The organism is Flammeovirgaceae bacterium SG7u.111 (assembly GCA_034044135.1).
In the GTDB taxonomy this organism is placed as follows: Bacteria; Bacteroidota; Bacteroidia; order Cytophagales; family Flammeovirgaceae.
In genome coordinates this window covers 4741487-4754691 of the sequence record CP139021.1, presented here as the reverse complement: position 1 = coordinate 4754691, position 13205 = coordinate 4741487, and the positions used below count along the sequence as shown (strand labels likewise).

The 13205-nt window shown below is 38.1% G+C and carries 10 protein-coding genes; 5 read left to right on the top strand and 5 right to left on the bottom strand.

Annotated features, from left to right (window positions below; genetic code table 11):
• Positions 1–206 precede the first annotated feature (206 nt).
• From R9C00_18655 to R9C00_18635, 5 genes are all read right to left on the bottom strand, one after another.
• A complete protein-coding gene (locus R9C00_18655) occupies positions 207–1754 on the bottom strand; it encodes a RagB/SusD family nutrient uptake outer membrane protein (protein WPO33723.1) in 1548 nt (515 codons plus the stop codon).
• Between the two features lie 112 nt (positions 1755–1866).
• On the bottom strand, positions 1867–5256 hold the full coding sequence (locus tag R9C00_18650; protein WPO33722.1) for a SusC/RagA family TonB-linked outer membrane protein: 3390 nt from the start codon (positions 5254–5256) through the stop codon (positions 1867–1869).
• Between the two features lie 199 nt (positions 5257–5455).
• A complete protein-coding gene (locus R9C00_18645; protein WPO33721.1) occupies positions 5456–6511 on the bottom strand; it encodes a FecR domain-containing protein in 1056 nt (351 codons plus the stop codon).
• Between the two features lie 153 nt (positions 6512–6664).
• Positions 6665–7258 (bottom strand): sigma-70 family RNA polymerase sigma factor, encoded by a 594-nt coding sequence (locus R9C00_18640; protein WPO33720.1) that lies wholly within the window; start codon positions 7256–7258, stop codon positions 6665–6667.
• A gap of 110 nt (positions 7259–7368) precedes the next feature.
• Positions 7369–8190, bottom strand: coding sequence for an IS982 family transposase (locus tag R9C00_18635; protein WPO33719.1), 822 nt, complete (start codon positions 8188–8190; stop codon positions 7369–7371).
• A gap of 287 nt (positions 8191–8477) precedes the next feature.
• Here R9C00_18635 and R9C00_18630 point away from each other — a divergent pair, with 287 nt between their 5' ends.
• The 5 genes from R9C00_18630 (at position 8478) to R9C00_18610 (ending at position 13186) form a co-directional block, all read left to right on the top strand.
• The gene (locus R9C00_18630) at positions 8478–9659 is read left to right on the top strand and encodes an IS481 family transposase (protein ID WPO33718.1); all 1182 of its coding nucleotides are present in this window, start codon (positions 8478–8480) and stop codon (positions 9657–9659) included.
• A 112-nt stretch (positions 9660–9771) separates the two neighbouring features.
• Positions 9772–10350, top strand: a complete 579-nt coding sequence (locus R9C00_18625; GenBank protein WPO33717.1) for a Crp/Fnr family transcriptional regulator — start codon at positions 9772–9774, stop codon at positions 10348–10350.
• 117 nt (positions 10351–10467) lie between these two features.
• Complete coding sequence (locus tag R9C00_18620) at positions 10468–11325, top strand: SDR family oxidoreductase (GenBank protein WPO33716.1); 858 nt, start codon at positions 10468–10470, stop codon at positions 11323–11325.
• Between the two features lie 244 nt (positions 11326–11569).
• On the top strand, positions 11570–11722 hold the full coding sequence (locus R9C00_18615; GenBank protein WPO33715.1) for a hypothetical protein: 153 nt from the start codon (positions 11570–11572) through the stop codon (positions 11720–11722).
• Positions 11723–12034: 312 nt separating this feature from the next.
• Complete coding sequence (locus tag R9C00_18610; protein ID WPO33714.1) at positions 12035–13186, top strand: SDR family NAD(P)-dependent oxidoreductase; 1152 nt, start codon at positions 12035–12037, stop codon at positions 13184–13186.
• The last annotated feature ends 19 nt before the right edge of the window (positions 13187–13205 follow it).

Genomic DNA, 13205 nt, shown 5'->3' with positions numbered 1-13205 from the left:
GGAGGCATCGCTATAAGTTCTTCCAATTAATATGGTAGAGATTGGGGGAGAGGCGTTAGAGAAGAAGTAGTTGGAAGTAGTTGAAATTTGGAATGAGATTTTGCCCAGTCTGTCGTAAAAGAAACATCCAAAACTAGGGTATGATTAGATACTTAAAATTGGTGAAAAGCAAAAGAGGGCAAGCTTTCGGCTTGCCCTCTTTGTTATTAATAACCTGGGTTTTGTGATAAGTTTTCATTGTTTTGTACCTCTGTTTGAGGAATTGGCCATAACCAGCCTTTTGCTGGATCAAAAGCTCGGGTTGCAGCAATTACTTCTTCAAACTGCCATGTTTCAGAGCTGGATGGGTCAGATAATTTTTGTTTGTTGTAACCGATTACATCATGAACCAAAGACTCATCTTTCCAGCGAAGCATGTCGGCATAGCGTAGTCCTTCTATTGGGAATTCGACCCTGCGCTCGTGACGGACAATATTTCTAAGCTCGCCTGTACTTAGTCCAGTTCCTTCTGCATCTTCTATGCTTGGCATATTTGCTCTCTGCCTCACTGCATTTATCAGGTTATATACCTCCTGTGAGTTATCTCCAGATTCTATTAATGCTTCAGCTCGCATTAGAAGAATATCGGCATAACGCAATTTAATAGTATTAATGCCGCAATTATCACGGTTTGAATTTGAGAAGTCAGCGTATTTTCTAGGTCTTACTCCTGTTATTACTTCATCATTAGCAGGGATCATGGTACGGCTTGCACCAAGATTTGTACCAGGCAATGCTATGGAAGCTGCAAGCCTTGGATCTCGATTTGAATAAGGATCTTGAGGATCGTAGCCTGATCCCGAATCATCTATCGCCATGCCATTAGTCATGTAATATGCATTAATCAAATCAATGCTAATATTAGGGGTTGGCCATTCTCCAAAAGAAAGTGCTGAACTAGGCCATGGCTGAGCATTTAGGTCTTTTATATATTGGATATCAAAAATGACTTCTATGTTATTTTCATTTTCTTCTAAAAATATTCCCTCATAATCTGGATATAGATCGTAAACGTTCAGGTCCATTACCTCTTTTGCTACAGCTGCTGCCTCGGTCCATTTTTCGTTGTACAATAAGGTTCTGGCTTTGTAAGCTAAAGCTGCCCCTTTGGTAGCACGTCCTACATTGTCTGAAGAGTAGCTTGTAGGAAGGTTTTGAGCTGCAAAGTCCAAATCAGCGAGGATGGCGGTCAGTACTTCGCTTTTTGGTGAGCGTGACACATAGGCCTCGTCTATTGTTTGTACTTTCAAAATGAGTGGAACATCTCCAAAGAAATGTATCAGATCTGAATACATATAGGCTCTTAGAAACCTAGCTTCTGCCGCTACTTGGGTTTTTACTTCGTCGCTTACCGGAGCTGTTTCTGTATTTTCCAAAAAAGTATTTGCCCTTACTATTAATTGATAAGCTCTGGCCCACTTTGCTCCTGCGGCCCAGCTATTTGAATTATGAGACCAAGATCCAAATTCTAGCGAACCTTGCCAAGCATGGTGGCAAAAGGCATCGTCTGACATAAAATCAAACTGAAACCAATGAATGGGGGTCTCATATTCTTTGATATTCTCATAGATACCCGTCAACCCCATATTCAATTCTGCCTCATTCTGATAGAAAGTGTCTGGAGAAAGTCGGTCTTGAGGATATTTATCCAATATGTCTTCTGTACATCCGAAGAGGAATAAAGCTGTTATTACTATTTTATATATAGTTTTCATATTTTTCATTGTTTCTAAGCACCAGTGCTGTGATAAAAAATAAACTCAACTATGATAACCAAGATTATTTAGACCGATAGGTTATCATAGTTTTTTTGATGGATACTTACAGTTAAAAGTTAACATTTAAACCAGCGGTAAACATTCGCACTTGCGGATAAGCTTGTGCCCGTGTCTCACCTGTTGTTTGTTCAGGATCAAAGCCTTTGTACTTGGTTATGGTGAATACATTTTGAACATTACCAAATACCCTTAAAGACCCTATACCTATGGCAGAAAGTACATTATTAGGTAGTGAATAGCCTATTTCAATATTCTTCAATCTTAAGTAAGAAGCATCTTCCATGTACAGTGTAGAGTGGATGTTATTTCTAACTCCATCCAATGTTAGTCTTGGCAATTCGTTAGATGGGCTTTCAGGAGTCCACCTGTCTAGCCACCAAGAACCCATGTTAGATGCCGCTCCACTGAAAGGAGTGGCTATTTCATAGTAAGTATAGCCTTCTATTCCTTGAACTCCTTGGAAGAAAAATCCAAGGTCAAAGTTCTTCCATTCCAAATTAAATTGTGCAGAGTAGGCCAAATCAGGATACTGGTTTCCAATTACCTTGCGGTCATCGTCCGTAGTTACTATTCCATCTCCTGTTTGATCCTTAAACTTCACATCGCCGGGCTGAGCTGTAAAATTAGCTACTGCAACTACCCCTTCTTTTAGAGTGTACTGGCGGTCTTCGTGAAGAATAGAAGAATTGCTATTATCTTGCCATGTGAAATCGTCTATTTGGTAAATTCCATCTTGCTCATACCCATAGAAGGAGTGGATAGGAGAGCCTTCTACTAATGCAGAAACCCCATTGATTATTGGGCTTCTTCCGTTGAGATTTGTGATTTCATTTTTGATACTGGCTAGTGTTACAGTTGTGCTGAACCTGAGGTCGTTGGCAAATATCTTTCGGTAAGTACCTGTGAACTCAATTCCCTTGTTTACTACTTCTCCCACGTTTTGATATGGAGGAGACAAATTACCTAGAGTAACAGGTATAGGGATTTGCATTAAAATATCTTCCGTAGTCTTGTTGAAGTAATCAATCGTGATGTCAATATTCTGGTTGATTGTCATGTCAACCCCTACGTTGATCTGCTTTGTGGTTTCCCAAGTAGTTTGTTTGTTGGTCATGCTGGTTATAGCAACCCCTGAATTCAGGTTTCCTCCAAAACTATAGTTGGTGCCTGCTGATAAAATATCACTTGCTGCATAATAATTATTGATATTTTGGTTGCCCAATCTACCCCAAGATGCCCTAAGTTTCAATTGGTCCATCCAGCTTACGTCTTGCAAGAAAGCTTCATCAGAAAGCATCCATCCTACAGAGAATGAAGGGAAGGTGCCCCATTTATACCCTTCTCCAAACCTTGAAGAACCGTCTCTTCTTACATTTGCTTCAAATAGGTATTTCCCAGCATAACTATAATTGATTCGCCCAAATACAGATTGTAGCCCCAAGTCGTAAGCACCAGCATTATTTTGCATAGTAGAAGCATCTCCAAGGTTCAGGTAGCGCTGTGTGTTATTGATGAAGGTATTTCTGTAACCATTGCTCCATTTCCACTGGAACTCTTCTTCTTGGTAACCTGCAAGCAAGTTAAGCTCATGCTTACCAATTGCTTTTTTGTATTTTAATAGCCCAGTAAATAATGTTTGGGTGTTCAGGTCGTTTGTTTCTGTCAGATCGGAAGTTAACGAACGTGTGCTGCCATCTAAGTTCGCTAACAATACATTTGCGTGGAATGCATTATTATTGGCAGTTACTACATTAAAACCCGAAGTGATTTGAGCGGATAAACCATCTATGATCTCATATTCTGCTTCAACCTGTCCATTAAAAGTATATCTTTCTATTTCCCGAGTACTACCTTCCTGTATCTCTCCATAATAATTTCGTTCTCCTATTACAGCTACCCATTGGTCTTCCCCATTTTTCAATGGCCACACAGGTGAGTTGGTCGCATACCATTTGGCATTCCACTCATCCGTAGGTTCTTTGGTAATACCACGATTTCCTGACATACGAGCAGAAACTCTGAGTTTGTCATCACTCAAAAAATACGCATCCATGTTGGACCTGAAATCTACTTTTTTATAAGATGTCCCTACCAATATACCTTCTTGGTCTAAGTAGCCGCCCATAAATGCATATTTCAGGTTATCAGATCCCCCTGTAAGACTAATCCGATGGTTTTGGATAGTAGCTTGATCGTAATAAACATCAAAATAGTTGATGCTTGGATACATAGGGTCGGACCCATCAGCGTATTTCTGAATTTCTTCATCAGTATATCTAGGTTGCATACCTGTATTTGCCGATGCCTCATTATACAAGGTAGTATATTCATACGAATTCAAAACTTCAGGAAGCCTTGTCGCATTCTGAACACCAAAGTAATTGTTGTACGTTATAGATGTTTTATTAGCCGCTCCTCTTTTGGTCGTAATAATAATTACTCCATTTGCCGCCCTGTTTCCATAAATAGCTGCAGATGCAGCATCTTTCAATACAGATATCGATTTTATATCATTAGGATTCACATCATTGATGTTGGATGGGAAACCATCAACCAATACTAGAGGGTTGCTGTTGTTAAGTGTACCAACACCCCTAATGTTGATTACAGCATCGTCTCCACCTGGCTTTCCAGACTTTTGCAATGCATAAACGCCTGAAATTTTTCCTTGTAAAACAGCACTAGAACTGGTGATTGGGCGAGAATCGATATCATCTAAGTTTGCTGTGCCTACTGCACCGGTGAGGTTCTCTTTCTTTTGAGTTCCATAACCTACCACTATTACTTCTTCTAATTGTTCTAGGTCGGGCGCTAGCACAATGGTCAACTCAGATTCTGTGGTAATGGCTATCTCCTTAGAAATAAAGCCGATATAGCTGAATTGAAGTATATTGCCTTGGGATACATTGAGAGAGAAAGCTCCATCGATATTCGTTGTAGTACCAGTATTGCTTCCCTTTATGATAATATTTACACCCGGTAGTGGCTCATTATCTTCTGCAGAAACAACCTTGCCACTCACAAGAACCTGTTGTATTTCCTCTACATCATAATTGCTATTTACCTCATCGACTCCCTTCTTCATTTGAGAGACATAGATGTTCTCATTTATTCTTTTAAACTTGAGGTTAGTTTCTTTTGAAATGTACCTTAGCAATTCAGCCAATGATTTTGTCCCTTCATTGATCGACAAGGTTTTGTGTTTGACTTGTACATTATGGTACACAAAGCTAAAATCGGTTTTCTTTTCAATATCTGAAAAGATAGTCTCTACAGGGACTTTTTCAAGTTTTACAGAGAGGTAGATGTCTTCAATGCTTTTGTGCTGTCCATAACCATCTTCGGCAAGCAGCAAACTATAAAACAAGCATTGTAATGTTATCCCGTAAATCGCATATTTAGACATAATCCAAATTTGTCGTATTATTTTCAATTTCATATCTTTAAGAAGTTTTGATTAAAAAGTACTTTTTGGTCAAAATAATTCTAAGGTCATCATTGCAAGGCGAACGCCGGGTCCAACGGGTAGCAAAGCAATTATGACTAGTGATATTTGAGCCAGTTACAGTATGTGACTGGCTTTTTTTAAGAGGTATTAAGTTTGATGTGATTCTTCATTTTACAAAAAATGTTTATTGTTATTTGGAGATATATACTTTGTTTTTTTCGATCCTGTAATTGAATTCGGAAGTATAACTTATTCCTATCAATACATCTTCCAGTACCTGATTGTGGAATTTGCCAGAAAAACCTTCCACAAATGTTGGTCGGCTTTCTATGATAAAATCAACACCATACCAGCTTTCGAGCTGCTTTATCACTTCATCAAAAGTAGCATTCTCAAAAAACAAGATGCCATCCTTCCAAGCAAGTGTTTTGGCGAGGTCAAAACCAGATTTGGAAAGCCCGTCTTCTTTTTTGTTATAATACGCTTTTTCCAATGGATTGAGGATCATTTGCTCATTTTGGGCTGTTTTATTAAAAACTTTTACCTTCCCTTCTACTAGCGCTACCTCTATACCATTTTCATCAGGATAGGCTCTCATGTTAAATGAAGTGCCTAAAACTGATGTAGATATAGGACTATTGGTATGGATAATAAAAGGGCGGGTTGGGTCTTTGGCTACCACAAAAAAAGCCTCTCCTTCAAAAAACACTTCTCTTTTGTTCTCAGTCCAAGGTGATGAGAACCGAACTTTAGTATTGGAGTTGAGCTTTATTTTAGTCCCATCTTGCAACGTGATACTTAACTTTTGCCCACTTTGGGTTTCTTTGGTTACCCAGCTGATCGGTGTTGATTCAACCAGATTACCTCGCAGTGATTGAGCACTTTTCCAAAATGTATAACCTACCAATAGAAATAGGGCTATAGAAGCGGCTATCTTGAGCCAAACAGAAGGGATGAATTTACGTGTACGTGTAGGGGAAATGTTCTTCTTTAAATTAATAGCAGCAATTGCGCTTTGCAGCTTTTGTTTATCAATGAGTAGTTGGGTATCATCTATTGGTTTTTCGATAAATTGGAGAGAGTTCAACAAACCTTTAGCATGAAGTACAAGTGTTTGTTTTTCAGGATGGTTGTTTATCCAAGTGTTCCATTGATTTATTGCATTTTCATCCTTGCCCAAGGCATAATCTTGAAAAGATGGATCAGACAAAAAATCTGCAATTTCATATTTATCGTATTCCTTCATACTATAATTCTAAGTAGTTAAAAGCCATAAAGAGCTTTTTTGAAATATATATTTACAGCAGAATTAGGTGGAATTAAAGATGACCTAATGCTGTTTATTATCTACTCTGAAAAAAGAGGTTTTTGTACTCGCTTTTTGGTAAGAAAAAATCAGTTAACTATGTAATTGATTGATAGTGAGTGATAAAAAAATTAAAAAAAAGATGAGGCTCTCTTTTAGTTTTAGGAGGGCTTTGCTAACTAGGTTTCTAACTGATTGATATTTTAGGTTGGTTATTTCGGCAATCTCTTTGTAATTCAAGTTGCTGTAGAAACGCAAATAAATTATCTCTTTTTGCCTACTGCTGAGTATATTAAAAGCTTTGTTCAACTGTTCCACATTTATTGAACTATCATACTCTTGTATGATCACATCCTCTTGGGAAAGGATAGTTTCAATGGTGTTTTTTTCAAAGAAAGCATCTTCAAATACATTTAATGTCTTCTTGTCCTTATTGAGAATATCAATAATGATATTTCTTAGGCTCTTAAGCAGATAGGGCTTTATACTTTGTACATTCTTTATTCGTGTTCTAGACTCCCACAGCTCTAAAAAAAGATCATGAATAGCATCTCTGGTAAGATCTTTATTACCTGAAATTCTCATTCCATAATAAAATAAAGGTTGGTAATATAGATCGTATAAGCTATAAAATGCATCGGAGCTCCCTTCTTTAAACTTCCCCCAAATAACATTTTCATCATCCATACTCTGCATTGCTTGTACCAAATAGATCGTAGCCACAAATATAAATATATACTTTTGATATTCTTGATTTAGGTATTTTGGCACAATTAATTAATTCAAGTTGCGTTGTATCAAATTGATTTTTTCAAAGTATAAGCAAACAAGAACAGGAATATTTTGGGCAGATAGCCTTGTGGTGTCACGGCATGGATCTTCAAGGGAAAAAATGCATTGATCCCACTAAAGGATGTCTCGATCCGCTTTCTCATATGTTTTTTGATGTAAGCCAAAGCTGGGGAGTCTTTTCTGGTCGAATTGGACTTCCTTTCGACCAAAAAGTCAATGCCCTCACATTCTTTGAGCAAATCTTCAATTTCATATTCTGTATAGCCACTGTCGGCATATAACGTACTCCCTTCAGGAAGGTCGATATCCATCGCCTTAAAGGCCGTGATATCGGCAAAGGAGCCCGCACAAATAAAATAATCGACCGGGACCCCCGCCGCAGTGGTGACCATTTGAACTTTAAAACCATAAAAACACTCCCTCTTGGACGCATTCTTCCCTCTATAGGCCTCTACACCATCCAGTATTTTGTTTCTCGGTATTCTGATGTTCCGGCATACCGCAACCAGAAAACTATCGATCAGGTATTCACAAGAAGCGTTGAGGTCTTTCAGGGTATTTCCCAGGCCTATAAAAAGCAGGTGAAGCTGGAGGGAAAGGCCGTGTAGCCGCCTGTTGTAACCAGATTTGTCTATCAGGTCGACTTGGAAATGTGCCCTCATATAATGCATCCCCTTGGCCTGGTTGCCTGAAAAATACCTGCACGAGACCAGGGCGGTGGTCATGATCCCCGCATCGTTCATTTTTCTTTTGCTTTCATCTCTGCCACCGGTGTTTTTTAGAAAACCATCAATAAAACAATATATTGCAATCGTATAATCTGTCATAATGTATTTAGTTTAATGGCTTGGTCGCTCTTAAACTTATACATTTTGGCAGATTTACTTATATACACCGCAACTTGAATTAATTAATGAATTAAGTAACCTATAAAAACGATTTTCCAACAAAGTGTATAGTGCATAGCACCCTGCGGGAAACTATGACAGCATACACAAACCGTTGTAGTGCATTTGGCGCAACGAAGGTACGGTAAAGCTTCCTCCTTTACACTTTTAAACCTTCCTTGTTTACATTTTTAGGTTCAGATAATTTGACTCAAAATCGAATTATCATGGCTTGGAAAGTAAAAACAAAAATGGAACAAAAAGTAGACTTTATTTGTGAATGGAGAACCGAAAAGTATTCCATCACAGAACTTTGTAGGGCATTTAATATTTCTAGGCCTACTGCCTACAAGCTCATCCATCGGTATCTTAATTATGGAATTGAGGGCTTATTAGATCGTAGCACAGCACACAAAAGCCACCCTCTAAAAACTAACGATGAGGTTGTCAATAAAATCATAGAACTAAAGGAAAAACACAGGCTCTGGGGTGCTAAGAAAATCAGAAGATTGTTGTTTAACGTTTGTCTTGAAAAAGATATTCCAAGTGTGGTTACCGTTCATAAAATTCTTGCAAATCACGGATACGTTAAACCTCAAAAAAGAATGAAGAGGATCAAACCTCTTTTCCCTGTTTTTGACCCTAAACACTGTAATGAAGTTTGGTCCGCTGACTACAAAGGAAAGTTCTTGATGGGTAACAAAACCTATTGTCACCCCCTAACTATTGCAGACTCCAAAAGCAGGTTCCTATTCACTGCAAAAGGTCATTACAACGAGACATTTAAGGCTGTTAAAGCGGAGTTTACCAAGGTTTTCAGAAAATATGGTATACCCCAACAAATCCATACAGACAACGGAAGTCCATTTGGTTCAGTCAGGGCTATTCAAAGGTTTACACAGCTCTCTTACTGGTTTATTGAACTTGGTATTTTACCCGTATTTTCTGATCCTGCACACCCAGAACAAAACGGACGACATGAACGCATGCACCGTGATTTAAAAGCCGCTTGTGCAAAACCTTCTGCCCAAGATTTAAGAGCTCAACAGCGAAGATTAAACAGCTTTGTAAAAGAGTACAATCATGTTAGACCTCATGAAGCCTTACAAATGGAAACTCCTGCTTCTGCCCATCAATTTTCTACCCGGCCATATCCCGAAATCATCAAAGATTTTGATTACAATTCTAACCTAAAAATCATGAAGGTAACCCAAAATGGTGCTATCAGATGGAAGTCTTATCATTGGATATATTTGACCGCTGCTCTTAAAGGGAAATACGTAGGTGTTGAAGATATTGGTAACGGTATATGGAGAGTCTTTTATCGTAACGTATTTTTAGGTTACTTTGACGAAAAGAACATTAGAGACAAACAAGTATCAATCAGATTAAGTCAGAATCTAGTGTAAACAAGGATCCTTGAACTTTGTAAACTAGGATGCTTATCGAACAGTAACAAACCTAAATGTCAAGATTCTAAACAACTTATATATACTTAAACTTGGAAAAAAGTTACATTCAATGTTTGACTTCTTTATCAAATACCTGCAAGATAAAATTTCACTTTCTGAAAATGAAATTGAGATGATTCGTGACGTCACAATCGAAAAAAAGCTTCGCAGAAAACAGTACCTCTCACAGCAGGGCGACATATGGAAATACAACGCTTTTGTATGCAGTGGCCTCTTAAAAACCTTTTCTTTCGACAAGGAAGCACGGGAACATATTATGAGTTTCTCTCCCGAAAATTATTGGACAGGCGATAGAACAAGTTTGATGAACGGCACTCCCTCTCAATTCAATATTGACGCTATTGAAAATTCAGAAATTATATTGATTGAGAAAACAAACTTTGACAACCTTTGTAAAAATATTCCGCAACTCAATGATTTAGTAAATACTATCCTGCAAAGGAGTTTTAATGTATCTCAAAGCCGCATCCATTCCCAAATAAGTCTTTCTGCCGAAGAAAAGTACCTGGATTTCTTGAAGAAATCCCCCTCTATTGCCAACCGGGTTCCACAGCATATGATTGCCTCCTACATTGGGATTACTCCTGAAACACTGACTCGTATAAGAAGAAACGCAACCAAAAAGTAAAGCAGTCTTCTAAACCATTGATATTTGTTTGCTTTTTTTTCGAGCATTTGTCAATGAAAAAAGACTTCCTGTAGTCGCATCTTTGCTTCATCCAATAACAATTTAAATTTTAAAAAGATGAACAAGACAATTTTCATTACAGGAACAAGCACGGGTTTTGGTAAACTTACCACGATTACCCTTGCAAACGCAGGTTACACCGTTATTGCTGGTATGCGTGGCACAACAGCTAAAAACGAAACAGTAGCAAAAGAACTTGCTGAATTGCCCAATGTAGAAGTGGTAGAAATAGATGTAACCGATGATGCATCTGTCACGAATGCTTTTGAAAAAACATTGGCGAAGCACGGAAAAATTGATGTGTTGGTCAACAATGCAGGCGTAACAGGTTTTGGACTTTTAGAGGCTACTTCAATAGAGCAAATTCGTAAAATGTTTGAAGTGAACTTTTATGGTGTCATTAGAACCTATCAAGCTGTATTGCCCAGTATGCGAAAAGAGAAATCAGGTTTAATTATCAATATTACCTCTGGAGCAAGTGGGCATACACTACCATTTATGATTCCATATCTGGCTTCTAAATTCGGTGTAGAAAGCATTTCCGAAGGGTTGCAAGCAGAACTGGCTCAATTTAATATAGAGAATGTAACCATTCAACCTGGTGTTTATCCTACCGAAATGAACAACGGAAGCAAGGCAGGTATTGGTGCAGACAAAACCGAAGTTGCGGCAGCATATGACCCTGTTGCAACAGATATGTTTAATGCGATTGGAGCAGGGTTATTTGGTAAAATGCAGGAGTTTGACATGAACCCACAAACCATTGCCGATGGAATTTTAAAATTGGTGAGCATGCAAAACGGAACAAGACCGCTGCGCTTTCCTCTAGATGCGATTGCTCAAGGAACCGACATTGAGTTCATAAACGCAAGAGCAGAAATAAAAGAAAAATGGTTGGCTACCTATAGCAATTAAATCACCATTCAAGGGTGTTTGAACTTTCAGAAAACAAACACCCTTGAAATTATTAAAACCATAAATTCAAAATAATATACTGAAGTTGTCTAAAGTAAAGTCTTTCGGCTACGAATGACTGATTTTGCCCTATGCTTTTTCAATTTTTCCTTAAATAATCACCATTATTCTCGTCAAAATTGAATCGCCTAGAACAAAATCCGCTCATTCTCGCCATGAAATTCTTACTTTAGACAACTTCACTATGAAAAATGCAGAAGAACTCTTCCATGAGTATATAAATAATATTGGTAATCCTGAGTATTTAGCTTCCATTTTTGCAGAAGATGGCGCTATTGAGCTGCCCTACATGGCATCCATGGGGAAAGGTCTCCCGAATTTAGTTTTATCAATATAAAAACATATATCGTAACTCCAAATCAAGTTTTTGCAGAGTATGAAGTAGATACACTTATGATTGGAAAACCCTATAAACAATTGTATATGGGTAGATTGGTTGCAGAAAATGGTAAAATAAAATTGGTTAGAGAAGGGATGGACTTGGTTGCCGTACAAAAAGTGTTTGGTACTTAATTGAAATGTATGGATTACGGTTTTAAAATTTCAATTGAGCAACTTTGGACTTTTCAACAAAGTAGCTCGATAGTATTTAGCAGATATTTGTAGTGTAAATTTTAAATTAATCGCTACAAAAATGTCGTTAAAAAAGATGTTGTATATTTTCATTGGAATTCCCCTTTTACTCTACGTCCTTTTCTATGCCTCTATCATTTTTATGTTCGTAAAAAATGATAAATCCGCTGGAAACCCTATCTATTCAGGTCAAATTATATCTGACACCTTACAACAACAAATTAAAAATAACTTTGGTCATAGCACCACTGCTATGGAAGTGGTTGAAGGAATGGATTTGTCTGGTAAAATTATTGTAATGACGGGCGGACATACTGGCACAGGACTACAAGCTACAAAAGCATTCGTGAGCAAAGGAGCTACCGTTATTGCCCTTGCTCCAGACGTTAACTGGGCTAAGAAAAACCTAAAAGGCCTGCCTAATGTAGAAATTGAATACCTCGATTTACTAATGCCAAAATCCATTGATGCCTTCGTTAAAAAATTTATGCAATCGAATAGGCAGATTGATGTATTGATAAACAGTGCAGGGATTCATAATACACCACTTCAAAGAGATGAACGGGGCTATGAACGCCAGTTTGCTGTCAACGTTTTGGGTCATTTTGAATTGAGCCTCAAACTACTCCCTGCTTTGAAAAAAGCCAACGGGGCAAGAATTGTAAATTTATCTTCTCGCGGACACAGGATGAGCAATGTAAACTTGAATGATATTAATTATGAACATACACCCTATGATGGATTCCAAGCCTATTGCCAAAGCAAAACGGCAGTGGCGCTAATTTCTGTTAAGCAAAACGAATTGTTCAGTAAATACAACATTCAATCATTTTCCGTACATCCTGGTCCTGTTCCTTCGTCTGACCTTTTTGCGGCTTCTTTGGTTGGATATGCTCCAAAATTCAAGGTTTGGATGACAAAATTTGCAGGGCAAAGTTTAAGGACTTTTTATGGCACGGAGCTATTAAACTACTTTAGAAAACCCGAAAACGAAGGCGACATCTACAAGACAGTACAACAAGGTGGAGCTACCACAACTTGGGCTGCTGTAAGTCCACAATTAAATGATAAAGGCGGACAATATTTAGAAGATTGCAATATTTCCCAAATGGTACCAAATGGCAGTGATGCCCCTTTTGGGGTAAGACCTTGGGCTTTGGAAAGGAATACGGCAGATAGTCTTTGGGTAATTTGTGAAAAGATGGCAGGCGTTTATTTTGAGCAATAAGTCTGTAATGAATGATTAC